This window comes from Staphylococcus simulans, from assembly GCF_025561465.1.
GTDB classification, from domain to species: Bacteria; Bacillota; Bacilli; order Staphylococcales; family Staphylococcaceae; genus Staphylococcus; species Staphylococcus simulans.
Window position 1 is genome coordinate 1 of the sequence record NZ_CP095100.1, and the last position, 23,521, is coordinate 23,521.

The 23,521-nt window shown below is 38.1% G+C and carries 18 protein-coding genes, 2 tRNA genes and 1 other annotated feature; of the genes, 16 read left to right on the top strand and 4 right to left on the bottom strand.

Translation table 11 applies throughout. The annotated features are described in order from the left end of the window. The 6 genes from dnaA to gyrA all read left to right on the top strand — a co-directional run bounded on the left by dnaA (window position 1) and on the right by gyrA (window position 9,132). Window positions 1-1,365 carry a chromosomal replication initiator protein DnaA gene (dnaA, locus tag MUA87_RS00005; protein WP_002480296.1) on the top strand — a complete coding sequence of 455 codons (1,365 nt, stop codon included), beginning with the start codon at window positions 1-3 and terminating at the stop codon, window positions 1,363-1,365. Window positions 1,366-1,622: 257 nt separating this feature from the next. Next, window positions 1,623-2,759 (top strand): DNA polymerase III subunit beta, encoded by a 1,137-nt coding sequence (gene dnaN, locus MUA87_RS00010; protein WP_107540171.1) that lies wholly within the window; start codon window positions 1,623-1,625, stop codon window positions 2,757-2,759. A 367-nt stretch (window positions 2,760-3,126) separates the two neighbouring features. Continuing rightward, window positions 3,127-3,336, top strand: a complete 210-nt coding sequence (gene yaaA, locus MUA87_RS00015; protein WP_199790672.1) for a S4 domain-containing protein YaaA — start codon at window positions 3,127-3,129, stop codon at window positions 3,334-3,336. Continuing rightward, window positions 3,333-4,445 (top strand): DNA replication/repair protein RecF, encoded by a 1,113-nt coding sequence (gene recF / locus MUA87_RS00020; RefSeq protein WP_002480293.1) that lies wholly within the window; start codon window positions 3,333-3,335, stop codon window positions 4,443-4,445. Before yaaA ends, recF begins: the two co-directional genes overlap by 4 nt. 12 nt (window positions 4,446-4,457) lie before the next feature. Beyond that, window positions 4,458-6,386, top strand: a complete 1,929-nt coding sequence (gyrB, locus tag MUA87_RS00025; RefSeq protein ID WP_031262353.1) for a DNA topoisomerase (ATP-hydrolyzing) subunit B — start codon at window positions 4,458-4,460, stop codon at window positions 6,384-6,386. Window positions 6,387-6,447: 61 nt separating this feature from the next. Continuing rightward, window positions 6,448-9,132 (top strand): DNA gyrase subunit A, encoded by a 2,685-nt coding sequence (gyrA, locus tag MUA87_RS00030; protein WP_262550971.1) that lies wholly within the window; start codon window positions 6,448-6,450, stop codon window positions 9,130-9,132. Window positions 9,133-9,217: 85 nt separating this feature from the next. On the opposite strand, the gene MUA87_RS00035 is transcribed toward gyrA, so the two are convergent. Then, window positions 9,218-10,042: an NAD(P)H-hydrate dehydratase gene (locus MUA87_RS00035; protein WP_023014869.1), complete on the bottom strand. Its 825-nt coding sequence runs from the start codon at window positions 10,040-10,042 to the stop codon at window positions 9,218-9,220. A gap of 435 nt (window positions 10,043-10,477) precedes the next feature. Between MUA87_RS00035 and hutH the strand changes: the two genes are divergently transcribed. Together hutH and serS are read left to right on the top strand one after the other, a co-directional pair. Next, window positions 10,478-11,992, top strand: coding sequence for a histidine ammonia-lyase (hutH, locus tag MUA87_RS00040; protein WP_070848802.1), 1,515 nt, complete (start codon window positions 10,478-10,480; stop codon window positions 11,990-11,992). Window positions 11,993-12,081: 89 nt separating this feature from the next. Then, window positions 12,082-12,286, top strand: a binding site (T-box leader). A gap of 100 nt (window positions 12,287-12,386) precedes the next feature. After that, the gene (serS, locus tag MUA87_RS00045; protein ID WP_002480288.1) at window positions 12,387-13,673 is read left to right on the top strand and encodes a serine--tRNA ligase; all 1,287 of its coding nucleotides are present in this window, start codon (window positions 12,387-12,389) and stop codon (window positions 13,671-13,673) included. 278 nt (window positions 13,674-13,951) lie between these two features. Here the strand turns inward: serS and MUA87_RS00050 are convergent, their stop codons facing one another. Continuing rightward, window positions 13,952-14,182: a hypothetical protein gene (locus MUA87_RS00050; protein ID WP_002480287.1), complete on the bottom strand. Its 231-nt coding sequence runs from the start codon at window positions 14,180-14,182 to the stop codon at window positions 13,952-13,954. 137 nt (window positions 14,183-14,319) lie between these two features. Beyond that, window positions 14,320-14,511 (bottom strand): hypothetical protein, encoded by a 192-nt coding sequence (locus MUA87_RS00055; protein ID WP_060803765.1) that lies wholly within the window; start codon window positions 14,509-14,511, stop codon window positions 14,320-14,322. Window positions 14,512-14,727: 216 nt separating this feature from the next. Between MUA87_RS00055 and MUA87_RS00060 the strand changes: the two genes are divergently transcribed. From MUA87_RS00060 to MUA87_RS00080, 5 genes are all read left to right on the top strand, one after another. Further along, a complete protein-coding gene (locus MUA87_RS00060) occupies window positions 14,728-15,654 on the top strand; it encodes a DUF2232 domain-containing protein (protein WP_031262350.1) in 927 nt (308 codons plus the stop codon). Window positions 15,655-15,668: 14 nt separating this feature from the next. Continuing rightward, window positions 15,669-17,636: a DHH family phosphoesterase gene (locus MUA87_RS00065; protein ID WP_262550973.1), complete on the top strand. Its 1,968-nt coding sequence runs from the start codon at window positions 15,669-15,671 to the stop codon at window positions 17,634-17,636. Continuing rightward, window positions 17,633-18,082, top strand: a complete 450-nt coding sequence (gene rplI / locus MUA87_RS00070; RefSeq protein ID WP_002480283.1) for a 50S ribosomal protein L9 — start codon at window positions 17,633-17,635, stop codon at window positions 18,080-18,082. Before MUA87_RS00065 ends, rplI begins: the two co-directional genes overlap by 4 nt. 31 nt (window positions 18,083-18,113) lie before the next feature. Beyond that, window positions 18,114-19,511, top strand: coding sequence for a replicative DNA helicase (gene dnaB / locus MUA87_RS00075; RefSeq protein ID WP_002480282.1), 1,398 nt, complete (start codon window positions 18,114-18,116; stop codon window positions 19,509-19,511). A 382-nt stretch (window positions 19,512-19,893) separates the two neighbouring features. Then, window positions 19,894-21,180, top strand: a complete 1,287-nt coding sequence (locus MUA87_RS00080) for an adenylosuccinate synthase (protein ID WP_262550975.1) — start codon at window positions 19,894-19,896, stop codon at window positions 21,178-21,180. 113 nt (window positions 21,181-21,293) lie between these two features. Here MUA87_RS00080 and MUA87_RS00085 read toward each other — a convergent pair whose 3' ends face one another. Then, entirely contained in the window at window positions 21,294-22,187 is an 894-nt protein-coding gene (locus MUA87_RS00085) for a YitT family protein (RefSeq protein WP_002480280.1), read from the bottom strand. Window positions 22,188-22,294: 107 nt separating this feature from the next. Here MUA87_RS00085 and MUA87_RS00090 point away from each other — a divergent pair. The 3 genes from MUA87_RS00090 to yycF all read left to right on the top strand — a co-directional run bounded on the left by MUA87_RS00090 (window position 22,295) and on the right by yycF (window position 23,519). After that, window positions 22,295-22,369 (top strand) — tRNA-Glu (locus MUA87_RS00090). A gap of 5 nt (window positions 22,370-22,374) precedes the next feature. Further along, window positions 22,375-22,447 (top strand) — tRNA-Asp (locus tag MUA87_RS00095). A gap of 373 nt (window positions 22,448-22,820) precedes the next feature. Then, window positions 22,821-23,519, top strand: a complete 699-nt coding sequence (gene yycF / locus MUA87_RS00100; protein WP_002480279.1) for a response regulator YycF — start codon at window positions 22,821-22,823, stop codon at window positions 23,517-23,519. Window positions 23,520-23,521 lie beyond the last annotated feature (2 nt).

The following is a 23,521-nucleotide window of genomic DNA, read 5'->3' on the forward strand; positions in this document are numbered from 1 at the left end:
ATGTCAAAAGAAGAAATTTGGGAAAAAGTTCTTGAATTAGCTAAAAGCGAATTGGCAGAAGTCAGTTACTCAACTTGGTTTGAGCCTCCAAAAACAAAGCTGATCGACATCGAAGATTCTGAAGCGATTATTTTAGTCGAAGATAACTTCATTCAAAATTTTCTAAAGAAGCAATACATGGATATTGTAGAAAATTTATTCGAAAAAGCGATTGGAACGCCGCTTAAACCTCGATTTGTCATTCAAAGCGATTTAACAGCTGATAAAAAACTTAAAGACGATCAAAAAGACAAACAACCAGAAAAAGAAACGGAAACTCCTGGTTTCCTAAGCAGCAGCGAAGATCAATTTAACGCACACAACACATTCGAAACTTTTGTTATCGGACCTGGGAACCGCTTCCCTCATGCTGCAAGTCTTGCAGTCGCGGAAGCACCCGCAAAAGCTTACAACCCGCTCTTCATCTACGGAGGCGTAGGTTTAGGCAAAACTCACTTGATGCATGCTATCGGTCATTATGTTCTACAAAATAATAAAGATGCGAAAGTTATCTACACATCAAGTGAAAAATTCACGAATGAATTTATTAAATCTATTCGTGATAACGAAACGGAACAATTCCGTGAAAAATACAGAAACATTGATGTTCTATTGATTGATGATATTCAATTCATTCAAAACAAAGAACAAACACAAGAAGAATTCTTCCATACTTTCAATGACTTACACCAAGCAGAAAAACAAATTGTGATTTCAAGTGACCGACCACCAAAAGAAATTTCGAAATTAGAAGATCGCCTGCGTTCACGCTTCGAATGGGGCTTGATCGTTGATATCACACCGCCCGATTATGAAACAAGAATGGCTATTCTGCAGAAAAAATTAGAGGAAGAAGATGTGGATATTCCATTAGAATCTTTAACCTATATCGCAAATCAAATTCAGTCGAACATTCGTGAATTAGAAGGTGCATTAACACGTGTCATCGCCTATTCAAGATTACAAGGTGAACCGATTACGACTGAACTGACTGCTGAAGCACTAAAAGATATTATTCAAACACCGAAATCTAAGAAAATTACAATTCAAGATATTCAAAAAGTAGTCGGTCAATATTACAATGTGCGCCAAGAAGATTTCATTGCGAAAAAACGTACGAAATCCATTGCCTATCCGCGTCAAATCGCGATGTATCTATCACGTGAACTTACAGATTTCTCCCTTCCTAAAATCGGAGAAGAGTTCGGGGGACGTGATCATACAACTGTGATTCATGCTCATAGAACAATACGGGTAGATATGGAAAAAGATCCGATTTTCAAACAAGAAGTTGAAAATTTGGAGAAAGAAATTCGAAATCAGTAAACATTTAAATAATTTTACTAGCAATTCGGGTAAAAATAAGTGAGAAATCGAAGCTGTTATAATACAGCGAACTAAATCGTCATTGTGGACAATGTGTAAAAGTTGTACACACCATACACAGTTTATCCACATGTGTATAACTTTGTGTGACAAGGTTTTAACTCGGTTATCCACTTATCCACAGCCCCTACTACTATTACTACGGTTTTAAAACCTATATAATTAAGTTATAAACGACTGGAAGGAGTTTAAAATTTATGATGGAATTCACGATTAAAAGAGACTATTTCATAAATCAATTAAATGACACATTAAAAGCCATTTCACCAAGAACAACATTGCCGATCTTAACGGGTATCAAAATCGATGCAAAAGAAGAAGGCATTATTTTAACAGGTTCAGATTCTGAGATTTCAATTGAAATTTCAATCCCTAAAGAAGTTGACGGAGAAGAGATTGTAACGATTACTGAAACAGGATCCGTTGTACTTCCTGGTCGTTTCTTTGTAGATATTATTAAAAAATTACCAGGCAAAGATGTGAAGTTATCAACAAATGAGCAATTCCAAACATTGATTACTTCAGGTCATTCAGAGTTCAACTTGAGCGGCTTAGACCCAGATCAATATCCATTATTACCTCAAGTTTCTCAAGATGACGCAATTCAATTACCAATTAAAGTACTTAAAAACGTGATTGCACAAACAAACTTCGCAGTGTCCACCTCAGAAACACGGCCAGTTTTAACTGGTGTGAACTGGTTGATTCAAGATAATGAATTAATATGCACTGCAACAGACTCACACCGTTTAGCAGTTCGTAAACTTAAACTAGAAGACGAAGACATTGATAATAAAAATGTCATCATTCCAGGTAAAGCTTTAGCTGAACTTAATAAAATTGTCACTGATTCAGAAGATGACATTAATATCTTCTTCGCATCTAACCAAGTGTTATTTAAAGTCGGCAACATCAATTTCATTTCAAGATTGCTTGAAGGACATTATCCAGATACATCTCGTTTGTTCCCAGAGAACTACGAAACAAAAATTGAAATGAGCAACAGTGATTTCTATCACGCAATTGATCGTGCGTCATTACTTGCGCGTGAAGGCGGTAATAACGTAATCAAATTAAGCACTGGCAATCAAGAAGTCGAACTTTCTTCTACATCACCAGAAATCGGTACGGTAAAAGAAGATGTTGATGCAAACAGTGTGGAAGGCAGCAGCTTGAAAATCTCATTCAACTCTAAGTACATGATGGATGCTTTAAAAGCAATCGATAATGACGAAGTAGAAGTTGAATTCTTCGGTACGATGAAACCATTCACATTAAAGCCAAAAGATGACGATTCAGTTGTGCAATTAATCTTGCCAATCAGAACATACTAATCTCAAAAACAAAAGGTGACATTCACTTTAAAAAACGGAAATCCTCTTTGCAGGGTTTCCGTTTTTTATGGCAGATTCAAAATAACAACGTGAAATTCATTTTAAAGTGTCTCAGATGTCGCTGAATGCACTTTAAAATTATTTAGGATAAAAATATCGATGCGCTTAAAATGTTCAATGTCACCTTTTAAAATGCGAAAAATGAGTGTTAAAGACGCTGAAAAATTCAAAATATGAGATTAACGTGAAAAAATGATGAGAAAACGCTAGATTTCAACCGCTCAAACATGAAATTTATTACGAAAAAAGGTATAATATATTAATGACCTTATAAAGAAATGGAGTGAGTGTGTTGACTGAAAAAATCATGGTTGAAGGTGACATTACTTTAGGACAATTCCTGAAAACTGAAGGCATTATTGAATCAGGTGGACAGGCAAAATGGTTTTTAAAAGATTTCGAAGTTTTCTTAAACGGTGAGCGTGAAACACGTCGTGGTAAAAAACTCGAAGATGGCGATCAAATTGAAATACCTGAAGTGGGTTCTTTTGTAATTGCTCATCAAGGTGACCAATGAAATTAAATGCACTCCAACTTGAAAATTATCGCAATTATGAAGAAGTCGCATTGGATTGCCATCCAGATGTGAATATTTTGATTGGTGAAAATGCGCAAGGCAAAACTAATTTATTAGAATCCATTTACACACTTGCATTAGCGAAAAGCCATCGAACTTCAAATGATAAAGAGCTCATACGCTTTGGGGCTGAGTATGCTAAAATAGAAGGTGAGCTGAGTTATCGACATGGGAAGATGCCATTGACCATGTTTATAACTAAAAAAGGCAAAAAGGTTAAAGTAAATCATTTAGAACAACATCGTCTGACACAATATATCGGACACTTGAATGTTGTTCTTTTTGCCCCAGAGGACCTGAATATTGTCAAAGGATCACCGCAAGTCAGACGCCGCTTTATTGATATGGAGCTAGGTCAGATGTCTGCGGTTTACCTGAATGATTTGTCTCAATATCAACGGATTTTGAAACAAAAGAACAATTACTTAAAACAGCTTCAGATTAAGCAGAAAACAGACCGCACAATGCTTGAGGTATTAAATCAGCAGTTTGCGGAGTATGCGCTTAAAGTCACTTTGAAGCGTGCGCACTTTATCGAGGAATTAGAAGTGCTTGCACAACCGATTCATGCCAGCATTACAGACAACAGAGAAAGCTTAGAGGTTAAATATCGTCCGAGCTTGAAGTTGTCTGATACTGAGGATGAAGCGGCTTTGTTTGAAGAAGTGCAGCAATTGATGGCTGACAATATGGACAGAGAAATAGAACGCGGCGTGGCCCTTTATGGTCCGCACCGTGATGATTTAGGTTTTAACGTTAATGGGATGGATGCTCAGACTTATGGCTCACAAGGTCAACAGCGGACATCTGCATTATCAATTAAGCTGGCTGAGATTGAACTGATTAACAAAGAAGTCGGCGAATACCCTATCTTATTGCTTGATGATGTGCTGAGTGAATTAGATGACTCTCGTCAGACTCACCTGCTGAGTACAATTCAAGATAAGGTGCAGACATTTGTGACTACAACGTCTGTAGAAGGTATTGATCATGAAATTATGAAACATGCAAAACTTTACCGAATCAATCAAGGTGAAATTATCAAGTGATAGAAAGTGAAGGTGGAAGCATTGTCAGATGTGAACAACACGGAAGATTATGGTGCTGGACAAATACAGGTATTAGAAGGACTTGAAGCCGTTCGTAAACGTCCAGGTATGTATATCGGATCGACTTCAGAAAGAGGTCTGCACCATCTTGTATGGGAAATTGTAGATAATAGTATTGACGAAGCATTGGCTGGCTATGCTGATACAATCGAAGTCATTATCGAGAAAGATAACTGGATTCGTGTAACAGATAACGGCCGTGGTATTCCAGTTGATATTCAAGAAAAAATGGGCCGTCCAGCAGTTGAGGTTATCTTAACTGTATTGCATGCCGGCGGTAAATTCGGCGGTGGCGGATACAAAGTATCAGGCGGTCTGCATGGTGTAGGATCTTCAGTTGTTAACGCACTTTCTGAAACATTAGAAGTGTTTGTACACCGTAATAATAAAATTTATAACCAAGCGTATAAACGCGGGGTTCCTCAATATGATTTGAAAGTGGTTGGCGAAACAGAACATACAGGAACTGAAATCCGCTTTAAAGCTGACCCTGAAATCTTTACTGAAACAACAACGTATCAGTATGAATTGCTTCAAAAACGTATTCGTGAGTTGGCTTTCTTAAACAAAGGCATTCAGCTTACTTTACGTGATGAACGCGGTGAAGAAGTAAAAGAAGACTCATATCACTATGAAGGCGGTATTAAATCTTACGTTGAGTTAATCAACGAGAATAAAGAGCCTTTATTTGATGAGCCGGTTTACTTACATGACCGTAAAGATGACGTGGAAGTAGAAATTGCATTGCAATACAACAGCGGTTTCTCAACAAACTTATTATCTTATGCGAACAATATCCATACTTACGAAGGCGGTACACATGAAGATGGCTTTAAACGTGCGTTAACACGTGTATTGAACAGTTATGGTATTCAACAAGGCATTATGAAAGATGATAAAGAGCGTTTATCTGGTGAAGATACACGTGAAGGTTTAACAGCGGTTGTCTCAATTAAGCACAGCAACCCTCAATTCGAAGGACAAACAAAAACAAAACTCGGCAACTCTGAAGTTCGTCAAATCGTAGACAGACTCTTCACAGAGGATATGGAGCGTTTCTTGTTAGAACATCCACAAGTTGCTCGTATTATTGTCGAAAAAGGCATGATGGCTTCTCGTGCACGTATCGCAGCTAAAAAAGCACGTGAAGTAACTCGTAGAAAATCAGCATTAGAAGTTTCAAGCTTACCAGGTAAATTAGCTGACTGTTCAAGTAAAAACCCTGAAGAGAGTGAAATCTTCATCGTCGAAGGTGACTCTGCCGGGGGGTCTACAAAACTTGGTCGTGATTCAAGAACACAAGCGATTTTACCGCTACGTGGTAAGATCTTGAACGTTGAAAAATCACGTTTAGACAGAATCTTAAATAATAATGAAATCCGTTCTATGATTACTGCATTCGGTACCGGTATCGGAGAAGAATTCGATATTTCGAAAGCACGTTATCACAAAATCGTTATCATGACAGATGCCGATGTGGATGGTGCGCATATCAGAACACTGTTATTGACATTCTTCTATCGCTTCATGCGTCCGTTGATTGAAGCGGGTTATGTATACATTGCACAACCGCCTTTATTCAAATTGACACAAGGTAAACAGAAATACTATGTCTTTAACGAACGTGAATTAGAGAAATTGAAATCTGAATTGAAACCGACACCGAAATGGTCTATTGCCCGTTATAAAGGTTTAGGTGAAATGGATGCAGATCAATTATGGGAAACAACAATGAATCCAGAGCATCGTTCAATGTTACAAGTGACATTAGAAGATGCGATTGAAGCGGATTTAACTTTCGAAATGTTAATGGGCGATGTTGTAGAAAACCGTCGTCAATTCATCGAAGAAAATGCGGTTTACGCGAACTTGGATTTCTAATTTTGGAAGCTATGAATCAGCGAAACAGCTACGGAATTAATAACTTAAGGAGGCAATCTTGATGGCTGAATATCCTGAATCAAGAATAATTGAACGAAATATTAGTAACGAGATGCGTGAATCGTTCTTAGACTATGCGATGAGTGTTATCGTATCTCGTGCTTTGCCAGACGTCAGAGATGGTTTGAAACCGGTACATCGTCGTATTTTGTACGGGTTGAATGAACAAGGGATGACGCCTGATAAACCGTATAAGAAATCCGCACGTATCGTAGGTGACGTAATGGGTAAATACCACCCTCACGGTGACTCATCTATCTATGAAGCCATGGTACGTATGGCTCAGGATTTCAGCTATCGTTATCCTCTTGTAGACGGCCAAGGTAACTTCGGTTCCATGGATGGCGATGGTGCAGCTGCAATGCGTTATACAGAAGCACGTATGACAAAACTTGCGACTGAATTATTAAGAGATATCAATAAAGACACAATCAACTTTATCGATAACTATGATGGTACGGAAAGAGAGCCGGAAGTCTTACCGGCACGTTTCCCTAACCTCTTAGTGAACGGTGCTGCAGGTATCGCGGTAGGTATGGCGACGAACATTCCACCTCACAACATGACAGAAGTCATCAATGGTGTATTAAGTTTAAGTCATAATCCTGATATCACAATTGCAGAATTGATGGAAGACATTACTGGACCGGACTTCCCGACTGCTGGTTTAATTTTAGGTAAGAGCGGTATCCGTCGTGCTTATGAAACAGGACGTGGATCTATTCAAATGCGTGCACGTGCTGAAATTGAAGAACGCGGCGGCGGTCGTCAACGTATCGTTGTGACTGAAATTCCGTTCCAAGTCAACAAAGCGCGTATGATTGAGAAAATCGCAGAATTAGTACGTGACAAGAAAATTGATGGTATTACAGACTTACGTGATGAAACAAGTTTACGTACTGGCGTACGTGTCGTAATCGATGTCCGTAAAGATGCGAATGCGAGTGTTATTCTAAATAATTTATACAAACAAACACCACTTCAAGCTTCATTCGGTGTAAACATGATTGCCTTAATCAATGGCAGACCGAAATTAATTAATTTAAAAGAAGCATTGGTCGAATACTTAGAACATCAAAAAGTAGTCGTACGTAGACGTACAGAATACAACTTGAAAAAAGCTGAAGACCGTGCACATATCTTAGAAGGTTTACGTATTGCGTTAGACCATATTGATGAAATCATCACAACAATCCGTGAATCTGATACAGATAAAGTAGCAATGGAACGTTTACAAGAACGCTTCAAATTATCTGAGCGTCAAGCACAAGCTATCTTAGATATGCGTTTAAGACGTTTAACAGGTTTAGAAAGAGATAAAATTGAATCTGAATATAACGACTTAATTGCATACATTGAAGAATTAAGAGCGATTCTTGCTGACGAAGAAAAATTATTACAACTTGTTCGTGACGAATTAATCGAAGTCAGAGAACGATATGGTGATGAACGTCGTACTGAAATTCAACTTGGCGGTTTAGACCATATTGAAGATGAAGACTTAATTCCTGAAGAACAAATTGTAATCACATTAAGTCATAATAACTACATCAAACGTTTACCTGTTTCTACGTACCGTGCACAAAATCGTGGCGGTCGCGGTGTGCAAGGTATGAATACATTAGAAGAAGACTTCGTGAGTCAAATTGTCACATTGAGTACCCACGACCATGTATTGTTCTTTACGAACCAAGGACGTGTCTACAAACTTAAAGGGTACGAGGTGCCGGAACTCTCACGTCAGTCTAAAGGTATTCCAGTTATCAACGCAATTGAGCTTGAAAATGATGAAGTCATCAGTACGATGATTGCGGTGAAAGATTTAGAGAAAGAAGATGCCTTCTTAATCTTCGCAACGAAACACGGTATCGTGAAACGTTCATCTCTAAGCAACTTCTCACACATCAATAGAAACGGTAAGATTGCGATCAACTTCAGAGATGAAGATGAACTCGTAGCAGTACGTCTTACAGATGGCTCAAAAGATGTCTTACTTGGTACATCACGTGCATCACTTATCCGCTTCAAAGAATCACTCTTACGTCCACTTGGCCGAACAGCTGCCGGCGTAAAAGGTATCACTTTACGTGAAGGTGATGAAGTCATCGGACTCGCAGTCGCAAATGGCGATAGTGAAGATGAAGTATTAGTAGTCACTGAAAATGGTTACGGTAAACGTACACCACTTGAAGAATACCGTGTGTCTAACCGTGGCGGTAAAGGTATCAAAACAGCTACGATTACTGAGAAAAACGGTGATATCGTCTGCATCACAACAGTAACAGGCGAAGAGGACTTAATGATTGTCACAAACCATGGTGTGATTATCCGTATCGATGTCGGCGACATTTCACAAAACGGACGTTCAGCACAAGGGGTAAGATTAATCCGCTTGAGCGATGAACAATTTGTTTCTACGGTTGCGAAAGTTCAAGAAGAACCAGAAGATGAATTAGAAGGTACTTCTGAAGATGAAACAGAACCAGGTGAAAATGGTCCAACACCAACAATCAGTGAACAAGTCGTAGAATCAGAAGATGATGACCGTACAATTCATACAGAAGAATTAGATGAAACTGTAGAAGAAGACGGTGAACGCACTGAATTAAGACAAGACTTCATGGATCGCGTGAACGAAGATATTGAAAGCGCAGATTCAGAAGATGAAGATAACGAAGAAGAATAATTTAAGTGAATAGATAAAATAAAAGCTTTCTGCAAAACCACTAGGTTAAGCAGAAAGCTTTTTTATTACTCTTAATAGATTAAGTTTAATTTTCTTTTTCTTCTAAACGCTTCATCGCATATGGGATTTCTGCGATTAAGTTTGATGGCGGAACAACGTACATTTCTTTAGATAAGTGTTCACCAATATAACTATGCACATATGTCGCAGTTTTAACCGCATAATCAAAGTCGTCAAACTGACCGATAAAACTTGTGATAATACCTGATAATGTATCACCCATACCGCCAGTAGCCATAGCTGGTGTACCAATCTCTAATTTGTACGTGTTATCTTTTAAATAGATTTCTGTGCCATGTTGTTTTAAGACAACTGCAGAGTGTATTTGATCTACAGCTTCACGGTTACGTTCATAAGTTTGTTCCTCAATTGGAATGCCGCTTAATCTTTCCCATTCCATTTGGTGTGGTGTGAACACAACATTTTGACACTTAGGTACTTCCACTTTTAATTTACTCATAATTGTAATCGCATCACCATCAATAATCAGGTTCTGATGCGGTTGGATATTTTGAAGCAAGAATGTCATCGCATTATTGCCTTTAAAGTCTAAACCAAGTCCAGGGCCGATTAAAATACTGTCTGATGTTTCAATAAGTTTTGTTAACATCTTCGTATCATTAATGTCCACGACCATCGCTTCAGGACAGCGTGAGTGCAAAGCCGCATGATTCGTCGGGTGTGTTGCAACTGTAATCAAACCGCTTCCGCTATACACACATGCACGTGCAGCCATAATAATTGCGCCGCCTAAATTTGCGTTTCCGCCAATTAATAAGATTCTGCCGTAATCTCCTTTGTGCGTCTCATCTTTTCGTTTTGGAATCGTAACATCTGTTAAAATTTCCACCATAATCCCTCCATAACCCATTCATTTTACACTTAAGCTTCATACAATGGAGCTTTAGGTTTTCGATGTATTTGATTATTTATAAAATTTAAGCACACCCATATCATTGGAGTGAGCCTTTCATACCTGTAATGTTGATTGTTTCTCAATGCATTACAACATCTTATACCTATCGTTTAGGTAAGTCAACACTTTCATTGCGAAGACTTATTGAACGTTTTGTAAAGTCTTGTGCGCGTAAGGATGAACGGTTGAAGATTACCTTTGTTTAACTCATATTGTCTGGCTGGATAGAAAACTGTTATTTAAATTTAGCGTGCTAAACTAGTGACGTATTAACACGCTACGGCTTTGGCAGAATCTATTGTCCTTCTAAAAATGTAAGCGTATACTTGGGATAATTGTATACATTTATTTTCTGAGGGGGTAATTCAATTGACACTAGAATTAAACGGAGCATCGCTCACAATTGAAGATATAAAAAAATTTTTACACCAGCAAGATAAGGTAACAATCTCATCTGATGCGATGGAACGCGTTAAACAAAGTCGTGCCATTGTAGAAGATATTATTAAAAATAAAGAAACGATTTACGGAATTACAACAGGCTTCGGCTTGTTTAGTGATGTCTTAATCGATCCACAGCAATATAATCAACTTCAAGTGAACTTGATTCGTTCACATGCTTGCGGTACAGGTGATCCGTTTTCTCATGATGTTGCACTTGTGATGATGATTTTACGTTTGAATACAATGTTGAAAGGTCATTCAGGTGTCACAACTGATTTAGTTGATCAATTAGTTTATTTTATTAATGAACGTATTATTCCGATTATTCCACAACAAGGTTCATTAGGCGCTTCAGGTGACTTAGCACCTCTATCTCATCTTGCGTTAGCTTTAATTGGAGAAGGCAAAGTCTTTTATCAACAAGAAGAAAAAGAGAGTATTGAGGTCTTACATGAATTAGGTCGTGAACCGTTAGCGTTATCTGCCAAAGAAGGTTTGGCGTTGATTAACGGGACACAAGCTATGACAGCACAAGGTGTCATCAGCTGGATTGAAGCGGAAGCGTTAGCTTATCAATCAGAATGGATTGCATCGTTAACACATCAAGCGTTAAACGGTATTACGGATGCGTATCGTCCTGAAGTACATGATGCGCGTAATTTCCCTGAACAAAGTGCAGTCGCAGATCGTATGTTGTATTGGTTAGAGGATTCTCAGTTAACGACGACACAAGGTGAAATCAGAGTTCAAGATGCGTATACGTTACGTTGTATTCCGCAAGTTCATGGCGCAAGCTTTGAAACATTGAAATTTGTGAAACAACAATTAGAACGTGAAATGAATGCGGCGAATGATAATCCGTTAATCTTCCATGAAGGTGATGAAACATTAGTTATTTCAGGCGGCAACTTCCATGGTCAACCTGTTGCATATGCGTTAGACTTCTTGAAAATTGCGGTAAGTGAACTTGCGAATATCGCAGAACGTCGTTTAGAACGTTTAGTAAATCCACAATTGAATGGTGGTTTACCTGCTTTCTTAAGTCCTGAACCAGGCTTACAAAGTGGTGCGATGATTATGCAGTATGCGGCAGCGAGTTTAGTATCAGAAAATAAAACATTGGCGCATCCTGCGAGTGTGGATTCTATCCCTTCATCTGCGAACCAAGAAGATCATGTCTCTATGGGTACAATTGGTTCAAGACATGGCTATCAAATTGTGGATAATGCGCGTAGAGTGTTATCGATTGAATTAATTATTGCGCTGCAAGCGGTGGAATTAAAAGGTATTGATCAATTATCGCCACGCTCACTTGAGAAATATGAGACGTTAAGAAATATTACGCCATCCATTACAGAAGACCGTCAATTCCATCATGATATCACGCAAGTATCGCGTTATTTACAGCAAGCAGCGTATACTGATGCAGAATGCAAATAACATGAATTTTTCTTGAATTCAGAAAAATTTTATATTTGAGTTGCAATTCAAATAACTATTTGCTATAGTGAAGTTAAGTTCATAAGACATTGTTCGCAGGATAAGTAATCCTAGTTATTAATTCCAGAGAGCTTATGGTTGGTGTGAATAAGCAATTAAGACTACGTGACGAATCTACCTGCATTTGAGAGAACAACCGGTTTAACCGTTATTTTAGAGAGAGTGCAGTGTGCATCAATTAATTTGATACATACTGTTAAATAGGGTGGCAACACGTAATACCACGTCCCTTGTAGGGGCGTGGTATTTTTTTATTCTTTTTTCAGCTGCTCTAATTATATTATTAATTTGAATTTAAATACCCCGACACTTATTTTGAAAGGATGACTGACACATGTTAGATATTAAATTGTTTAGAAACGAAACGGATCGCTTGAAAGAGAAAGTAAGATTACGCGGAATGGACCCACAAATCGTGGACAAAGTATTAGAACTTGATGGTAAACGCCGTGAGTTAATCGGTAAAGCAGAAGAAATGAAAGCTGAACGTAACCGAGTAAGCGGTGAAATCGCTGAGAAAAAACGCAACCAAGAAAATGCGGATGATGTCATTAAACAAATGAGAGAACTTGGCGATAAAATCAAAGACATCGATACTGAGTTAAACGAAGTGGATGATGACTTACATTATAAATTATCTACAATCCCTAATATCATGCATGATGATGTGCCAGAAGGCGAAACTGATGAAGAAAACATCGAAGTGAAAAAATGGGGTACGCCTCGTGAATTCGACTTCGAAGCGAAAGCACACTGGGATTTAGTTGAAGAATTAGGTATGGCAGATTTCGAACGTGCTGCACGTGTATCTGGTGCGCGTTTCGTCTTCTTAACAAATGAAGGTGCACAGTTAGAACGTGCATTAATGAACTACATGTTAACAAAACATACAACACAGCACGGCTATACTGAAATGATGGTACCACAACTTGTGAATGCAAATTCTATGTATGGTACAGGTCAACTTCCAAAATTCGAAGAAGACTTATTCAAGATTGAAAAAGAAGGACTTTACATGATTCCTACTGCGGAAGTACCGTTAACTAACTTCTACCGCGAAGAAGTCTTGTCTGCAGATAAATTGCCAGGCAAGTTCACTGGACAGTCAGCTTGCTTCAGAAGTGAAGCGGGTTCTGCCGGACGTGACACACGTGGCTTAATCCGTTTACACCAATTCGATAAAGTTGAGTTGGTACGTTTTGAAAAACCTGAAGATTCTTGGGATGCATTAGAACAGTTAACAAGCGACGCAGAAGCAATCTTAGAAGAACTTGAATTACCATATCGTCGTGTCATTCTTTGTACTGGCGACTTAGGTTTCAGTTCAAGTAAAACATATGACTTAGAAGTTTGGCTTCCAAGTTATCAAGATTACAAAGAAATCAGCTCATGCTCTAACATGACAGATTTCCAAGCACGTCGTGCTAACATTCGTTTCAAACGCGACAAAGATGCTAAACCAGAATTAGTTCATACATTGAACGGAAGCGGCTTAGCAGTAGGTCGTACGTTTGCAGCAATTGTTGAAAATTACCAAAACGCTGATGGATCAATTACGATTCCAAAAGCATTGGTACCGTTCATGGGCGGAAAAGAAAAAATCGGCCCTGCAACAAAATAAATGGGATCATCGAGTAGTTGGAAAACGAATTAAGATGATCCAACCTCGTTCCAATATATATATTTACCTACCACATGGACGCTATGCCTTACCAACATAGCGTCCTCTTTTTATATGGAAAATTAATATTTCCCGTCTTGTTATTTCCTGAAACACAAAGAAAAACCGACTACCCTCTAAGGATAATCGGTTGAAATAGAATAGTTTGAAAGTGTTTCTGTTAAAGAGTTTGTAGACGAATGGATGTCTTACTTCAGACAAGCGTCAGTCTAACTTTATCACTCTTGGTTTTGTGTTTCTGATTGCTCAGCGGTATCAACATATAGAAATGCGATGACACTCATAATACTTAGTGTCACAAATGCACAACCTAATGGAATCAGAAAATTTCCTGCGTTTAAAAAGATGAGACCTGTAATGCTCATTTTAATTAAGGCATGCAAGACGAAACATAAAATGCTTGTGAAGAACAGCGCAAGACTGCTTCCAGCTAAGAAAACTTTCTGCATACTTCTGGTACTCCTTCTTCGTTTAAATCTTTTTTTATCACTCTCATTATAACGTGGTTTGCAATATATTACGATAGCGTTTTCGGGAATTAATAAAAATTTAACAAATGGATAGAGTCCAAGTCTTTCTTATTTAGTTAAGAGAGTGATTGAATCAAACTAAAAATGAAGATGATTAGAGTTGATGCGGTAGTGAGTAATAAAGCGATGGTCGTCATTTTTTGATTTCTTACTTGCTTAGGTTTTTTCGTTTCAATAAATAAAATGATCATCGCTGCAATTAATAACAAACCTACAATAGAATATGTAACGATACTTCCAGCTGTCATAAAATCTCCTCCATAGTTGTTATAATATAAATACTTTATTTATTATATACCTCACTTTTCTGAAGGGAAACATTATAAAATATTGGGTATAGTTGATAAGATACAACTGAAGAAATTGAACTTTATCTATGCTGTTAAAAACATGTAGCAAGCTAGTGATATCAAGTAGGTGATTCTTGCCAACTATGTTAAAATAATTCTTATAGTTACTAAAGTATAGGAGTGGCGAATTTGTTTGCAAAAATAGACCTGAAGGCGACGCTACTTGCAACATTGGCATTGCTGATTATTGTGGCAGTCACCTGTGTTATACCGGTTGCCGGACTCATCTTATTTTTTATTGCAACGGTGCCTGGTATTATTCTATGGCATAAGTCTATTATGTCTTTCGGTATTGCCGCACTGATTACAGTTATTTTAACTGTCCTGTTCGGAAGTGAGGGTGTACTGAGTTATATCATCTTCATTTTGATTTTGAGTTTGATAGTAGGGCAATTATTAAAAGAACGTACATCGAAAGAACGTATACTCTATATCGCAACTACATATATGAGTATCATCAGTTTGGCAGGCTTTATGCTGCTTCAAGTCTTCGATAAACTTCCGCTTTCACAAGTGCTTGTGAAACCATTTAAAGATCAAATGTATCAAGCAATGGCAATGAGTGGGCTAGATGCTTCTTCACGTAGTGTGTTAGAAGAAGGTTTTAGACAATTAGCAGTTCAATTACCTAGTTATACGATTATCGTTATTTTTATTATGATACTCATTAACTTGATTGTATCGTTTCCGATTTTACGTAAGTTTAAAATAGCAACCCCAGTGTTTAAACCGTTATATGCATGGCAATTTAAACGTGTACTCGCATACATTTACTTTATAGTATTGCTTTGTGTCATGTTCGCAACGCAACCTGGCACGTTCCAAAGTATCGTTTTAAATATGCAAGTTATCTTATCATTCATTATGTTCATCCAAGGTTTAAGTTTCATTGCTTACTTTGCGAAAGCGAAACGTATGCCGGTAGGTGTGGGCATTTTATTAATGGTTATAGGATTTTTACTGACACCTGTGATACCGATTATCGGCTTACTGGGTGTTGTAGATATTACATTCAATTTAAAACGATTTATTAAAAAATGATTTGAGGTGACAGAATGAATCGTCAATCTACGAAGAAAGCACTGTTTATTCCTTTCTTGCTTATGGTATTAACTGCAATCGCATTAGTTGTTGTTTGGTTTATCTTTAACCAATTGATTGCTGGTATCGCAACTGCAGTCTTACTTGTGATGATTATTATCAGTGCATTTGCGTTTCGTAATGCATTCATACGATTAGATCAATATGTAGATGATTTAAGCGGACAGATATCAGCTGGCAATAGTATCGCGATTAAAAGTTTGCCAATTGGCATCATTGTTCTTGATGAGAATGAAGATGTAGAATGGATGAACCATTTCATGTCTGAACGATTGGATCGTAATGTTATCTCAGATCCGATAAATGAAGTGTACCCGAACATTCTGAAACAATTAGAGAAGACGCAAGAGATTGAAATTACAGATGGCAATTATCATTATCGTGTGCGTTATTCAGAAGATGAACACGTCTTATATTTCTTTGATATTACCGAAGAAGTACACACGTATGAATTATATGAAGAATCGAAGCCGGTTATCGCAACCTTATTCCTTGATAACTACGATGAAATCACACAAAATATGAACGATACACAACGTTCTGAAATCAACTCTATGGTCACACGTGTCATCAGTCGTTGGGCTTCTGAGTATGATATCTATTTCAAGCGTTATAGTTCAGACCAATTCGTAGCGTATTTAAACCGTCGTATTCTTGACCAATTAGAAGAATCAAATTTCGACTTGTTACGAAACCTACGTGAAAAGAGTGTAGGTTACCGCGCACAATTGACATTAAGTATTGGTGTCGGTGAAGGTTCAGAGAACTTGATTGACTTAGGGGAATTATCACAATCAGGTTTAGACTTAGCCCTTGGCCGTGGTGGTGACCAAGTCGCAATCAAACATATCAATGGTAATGTAAGATTTTATGGCGGTAAGACTGACCCAATGGAAAAACGTACACGTGTGCGTGCGCGTGTTATCTCACATGCTTTAAAAGATATATTGATGGAAGGCGACAAAGTTATCATTATGGGACATAAACGTCCTGACTTAGACGCAATCGGTGCAGCTATCGGTGTTTCACGCTTTGCCATGATGAATAACTTAGATGCTTATGTTGTATTAAATGAAGAAGATATCGATCCGACATTACGTCGTGTGATGGATGAAATTGATAAGAAACCAGAATTAAAAGAACGTTTCATCACATCAGATGATGCGTGGGATATTATGACATCGAAAACGACATTAGTTGTTGTTGATACACATAAACCAGAAATGGTATTAGATGAGAACATTTTAAATAAAGCAAACCGTAAAGTCGTAATCGACCATCACCGTCGTGGTGAAAGCTTTATTTCTCATCCATTATTGGTATATATGGAACCTTATGCCAGCTCTACAGCTGAGCTTGTGACGGAACTCCTTGAATACCAACCGACAGAACAACGTCTGACAAGATTAGAATCAACGATTATGTATGCAGGTATTATTGTCGATACGCGTAACTTCACATTACGTACAGGTTCAAGAACCTTTGATGCGGCAAGTTACTTAAGAGCACATGGTGCAGATACGATTTTGACGCAGCATTTCTTAAAAGATGATATTGATACGTACATTAATCGTTCAGAACTTATCCGTACTGTGAAACTGCAAAGCAATGGTATTGCGGTGGCACACGGATCTAATGATAAAATCTATCACCCTGTTACAGTTGCACAAGCTGCAGACGAATTGTTAAGTTTAGATGGTGTAGAGGCCTCTTATGTAGTGGCTAGACGAGAAGATGACTTAGTGGGTATTTCAGCCCGTTCACTTAGGTCTATCAACGTCCAACTGACAATGGAAGCTTTAGGTGGCGGTGGACATTTAACAAATGCTGCCACGCAAATTAAAGGTGTAACAGTAGATGAAGCAGTAGAACAATTACAACAAGCAATAGATGAACAAATTAGTAGGAGTGAAGGACAATGAAAGTAATTTTCACACAAGATGTTAAAGGTAAAGGTAAGAAAGGCGAAGTTAAAGACGTACCTGTAGGCTACGCACAAAACTTCTTATTCAAGAAAAATGTTGCAGTAGAAGCAACACCAGGTAACTTGAAACAATTAGAACTTAAAAACAAACGTGCTGAAGAAGAAAGAGAACAAGAAATCGAAGATGCGAAAGCATTAGCAAAACGTCTTGAAGACATCGAAGTAGAAGTCACAGCTAAATCAGGTGAAGGCGGCAAATTATTCGGTTCTGTCAGCACAAAACAAATTGCACAAGCCTTACAAAAACAACACGATATCAAAATTGATAAACGTAAAATGGACTTACCTAACGGTATCCATGCCTTAGGTTATACAAATGTACCAGTAAAATTAGACAAAAAAGTCGATGGTACAATCCGTGTTCACACTGTTGAACAAAAATAAGCAATGAAATAATTAGAGGTGTAATCAAAAAATGGATGGAATGTATGAACAAAACCAGATGCCGCATAACAACGAAGCTGAGCAATCTGTCTTAGGTGCCATTATTATTGATCCACAGCTCATGGGGGAAACTCAGGGAGTCTTACTTCCTGAGTCCTTTTATAGAGGCGCTCACCAACACATCTTCCGTGCGATGATGCACCTCTTTGAGGAAAATAGTGAAATAGATGTCGTAACCTTAATGGACCAGCTGACATCTGAAGGGACATTGAGTGAAGCGGGTGGCCCGCAATATCTTGCGGAGCTCGCAAGCAATGTGCCGACGACAAGAAATATTGAGTACTATCGCGAGATTGTTTATAAATTAGCTGCGAAACGTAATTTGATTCGTGTCGCAGATCAAATCGCGAAAGACGGTTATGATTCAGAACTTGATTTAGATGATATTTTAAGTGATGCAGAGCGTAAGATTTTAGAACTCGCATCTACGAGAGAATCTGAAGGGTTTAAAGATATCAGAGACGTCTTAGGACAAGTCTATGAGAATGCTGAAGAGTTAGACCAAAATAGTGGTCAAACGCCAGGTATCCCGACAGGCTATCGTGATTTAGACCAGATGACTGCAGGCTTTAACCGAAATGATTTAATCATTTTAGCTGCACGTCCTTCGGTAGGTAAGACTGCCTTCGCATTGAATATTGCGCAAAAAGTTGCGACACATGAAAGCAATTATACAGTCGGTATTTTCTCGCTAGAGATGGGCGCAGACCAATTAGCAACACGTATGATTTGTAGTTCAGGAAATGTAGACTCGAACCGTTTACGTACTGGGACGATGACAGATGAAGACTGGAATCGTTTCACAGTGGCAGTCGGTAAGTTATCTAAAACGAAAATCTTTATTGATGATACACCGGGTATCAGAATTACAGATTTACGTTCTAAGTGTCGTCGACTCAAACAAGAGCATGGTTTAGACATGATTGTGATCGACTACTTGCAGTTGATTATGGGAAGCGGTTCTCGTATGTCTGATAACCGTCAACAAGAAGTATCTGAAATCTCAAGAACGTTAAAAGCGATTGCACGTGAATTAGAATGTCCGGTTATTGCACTGAGTCAGTTATCTCGTGGTGTTGAACAACGACAAGATAAACGCCCAATGATGAGTGACATTCGTGAATCAGGTTCTATCGAGCAAGATGCGGATATCGTTGCTTTCTTATATCGTGATGATTACTATAATCGTGAAGACGGTGAAGAAGATGACGATGGCGGCATGGAACCTGTCACAAATGATGATAATGGTGAAATTGAAGTCATTATTGCGAAGCAGCGTAACGGCCCGACAGGAACTGTTAAATTGCACTTCATGAAGCAATACAACAAATTCACGGACATTGATTATGCACATGCAGATATGATGTAAAAATTAAAAATGAAAGCATAGATGAATTTAAAAGACCAAACGCGCGTTTTGGTCTTTTTTTAATGGGAAATTAGAAAAAATAAGGCGAGATAGAAACGAATTTAAAAATATTTTTACGTACAATAAACTAGTATTATGTTTGAATGTACGGTTTTAAGTCGATTTAAAAGGGTTATTTTGTCAATAAGTATGTGTAATATAAAGTGTAATAAACGGTATAAAACATTGGTATTAAAGGGTTTGTATTACTTTTTCGGAAGTTTGAGTGTTCACTGAACTGCCAAAAATCTGTAATATTTAATGTTCGTTTTCTATTTGCATTACACGCTTACAATTGATAGAATATTGAATGGTTAATTGAGAATAACTTGGAGGTGCTCTTATGTCATCAATCGTAGTTGTTGGGACACAATGGGGAGACGAAGGTAAAGGTAAAATCACAGACTTTTTAGCAGAACAAGCGGACGTTATTGCACGTTTTTCAGGCGGAAATAACGCAGGACATACAATCAAATTCGGCGGAGAAACTTATAAATTACACTTAGTGCCATCAGGCATTTTCTATCAAGATAAACTATCTGTTATCGGTAACGGTGTTGTAGTTGATCCGGTTGCATTATTAAAAGAGTTGGACGCATTAAATGAACGCGGCATTCCAACAAATAATTTGCGTATTTCAAATCGTGCACAGGTTATTTTGCCTTACCACTTATTACAAGATGAGTATGAAGAACGTCTTCGTGGTGATAACAAAATCGGTACGACTAAGAAAGGTATCGGCCCAGCATACGTTGATAAAGCACAAAGAATCGGTATCCGTATGGCGGATTTATTAGACAAAGAAACATTCGAACGCTTATTAAAAGCAAATCTTGAACACAAAGCAGCATACTTTAAAGGTATGTTTAATGAAGAAGCACCAGCTTTCGAAGATATCTTCGAAGAATACTATGCAGCTGGTCAACGCTTAAAAGAATATGTAACAGACACACCTAAATTATTAGATGATGCACTTGTAGCTAATGAACGTGTATTATTCGAAGGTGCACAAGGGGTTATGTTAGACATCGACCATGGTACATACCCATTCGTTACATCAAGTAACCCGATTGCTGGTAACGTTACTGTCGGCGGCGGTATCGGACCAACATCAGTATCTAAAGTAATCGGTGTATGTAAAGCGTATACGTCACGTGTAGGTGATGGTCCATTCTCTACTGAATTATTCGATGAAGATGGTCATCATATCCGTGAAGTAGGTCGTGAATATGGTACAACTACAGGACGTCCACGTCGTGTCGGCTGGTTCGACTCAGTGGTATTACGTCATTCACGTCGTGTAAGTGGTATTACTGACTTATCTATCAACTCAATCGACGTTTTAACTGGTTTAGATACAGTTAAAATCTGTGTTGCGTATGAGTTAGATGGTGAAGAAATCACTGAATACCCAGCAAACTTAAACGCGTTGAACCGTTGTAAACCAATTTACGAAGAATTACCAGGTTGGTCTGAAGATATTACAGGCGTACAATCATTAGAAGAATTACCAGATAACGCACGTCGTTACTTAGAACGTATTTCTGAGTTATGTAACGTAGGTATCTCAATCTTCTCTGTAGGTCCAGACCGTACACAAACAAATATGTTAAAACCTTTATGGTCATAATTTAAAAATAATAAGTTGTAATTACAGCAACTTAAAATAAATGATATAGAAAAATGCAATGCGGGTATGAACCTGCATTGCATTTTTTGTATTCATAAAGCTTATGATGAAGTTTAATGAATTTTTTTCTTACGATGGTGTCCGCCACGTACTTCAGAAACATTACCGAAGGATAAGAAGGCGTTCGGATCGATTTGAATAACGACTTCTTTTAATTTCGCTTCCTCAACACGTGTGATGACCGTGAAGACGACTTTACGCGGATCGCCTGTATAGGCACCCTCTGCGTGTAAGTACGTCACACCACGCCCTAAACGGTCGTTAATCGCTTCTCCAATTTCTTTATACTCATCACTGATAATCCAGACCGCTTTTGATTCATCTAAACCGATTAAAATTAAATCAATCATTTTAAAAGCGATGAAATAAGCGACAACACTGTACATGGCACTTTCCCATGTGAATACAAAACCAGCGACTGCGAAAATAAAGAAGTTGAAGATCATCACGATTTCACCGACTGAAAATGGCAGACGGTTATGCACGAGAATGGACATAATTTCTGTTCCATCCATACTACCGCCGGCACGGATGACTAAACCGACACCGATACCGACAATGGCACCACCGAAGATGGTGATAAGTAAAGGTTCTCTAACGACTGCAGGAATATCATGGAGCAACATAGTTCCGATAGATAAGACAGTAATCGCATAAAGCGTAGATACCGCAAATGTTTTACCGATCTGTTTATAACCTAAGAAGAAAAACGGTAAGTTAAGAATAAAGATAAACACACCGAGTGATAAACCTGTTAGATGAGATAAGATAATCGAAACACCGACGATCCCGCCATCTAACAATTTATTTGGAACTAAGAAGAGTTCAAGTCCTACTGCCGTAAGCATTGAACCTATCGTTAAGAAAAGGATACGTATAATAATTTGTGTGAGAGACAGTTTTTTCTCTTTCTTTGTATGACCCCCAGAGTGCGTGGATTGATTCATAATTTGCCTCCTAAAATGGGTTATGTAAAAATTATACAAAAAAACTTTAAAAATTGCTTGTGTTTTTTTAAAGAGCTGTGCTATAATCTATCTTGTGCTTGAAAAACGGCTCCTTGGTCAAGCGGTTAAGACACCGCCCTTTCACGGCGGTAACACGGGTTCGAGTCCCGTAGGAGTCACCATTTTAGGTCTCGTAGTGTAGCGGTTAACACGCCTGCCTGTCACGCAGGAGATCGCGGGTTCGATTCCCGTCGAGACCGTACAATGCTCATCCAATAGGGTGGGCATTTTTATTTTGTCTTTTTCTTGTTTTATGTTTAAGATAGTTAGTTTTATAATTAGATAACGTGCTATTAAAAAACAAAATCAAGGTATAAAATGTAATGAAATGTTACAATAGCATAAACATGCATGAATCCTCTCTTTTAGACATCCCCATTTCTGCAATCCACATAAAATTTACAATACCTTCACATAATGTCTTTTACCCGAAAAAATAGATAGTCAATAATAGAATTAATTTGGTATGAAAAATAGAATTGGCGTGCTAGAAATGGTAAATTATATAGTAGATACTTATGTCTAAATAAAATTATTCATGTACGATTATGATTAGAAATGAGGTTTAGGATTATGGCGAGAAAAGTAGTTGTAGTAGACGATGAAAAACCTATTGCTGATATTCTAGAATTTAACTTGAAAAAAGAGGGTTATGAAGTCTTTTGTGCATATGACGGAAATGATGCGATTGACTTAATTTATGAAGAAGAACCAGACATCGTACTCTTAGATATTATGCTTCCAGGCAGAGATGGTATGGAAGTCTGCCGTGAAGTACGTAAGAAATATGAAATGCCGATTATTATGTTGACGGCAAAAGACTCAGAAATTGATAAGGTGCTTGGTTTAGAACTAGGTGCGGATGACTATGTGACGAAACCTTTCAGCACACGTGAATTGATTGCACGTGTGAAAGCGAACTTACGTCGTCAATATACACAACCGCAAGAAGCAAATAATGCGCCGAACGAAATTAAAATTAAAGATATTGTCATCTACCCAGATGCGTATTCTATTAAGAAACGCGGCAAAGATATTGAATTGACACATCGTGAATTTGAATTGTTCCATTATTTAGCGAACCATATGGGACAAGTTATGACACGTGAACACTTACTGCAAACGGTATGGGGCTATGATTACTTCGGTGACGTACGTACGGTCGATGTTACAATCCGTCGTTTAAGAGAAAAAATCGAAGATGATCCGTCACATCCAGAATATATCGTGACACGCCGCGGTGTCGGATACTTCTTGCAGCAGCACGACTGAGG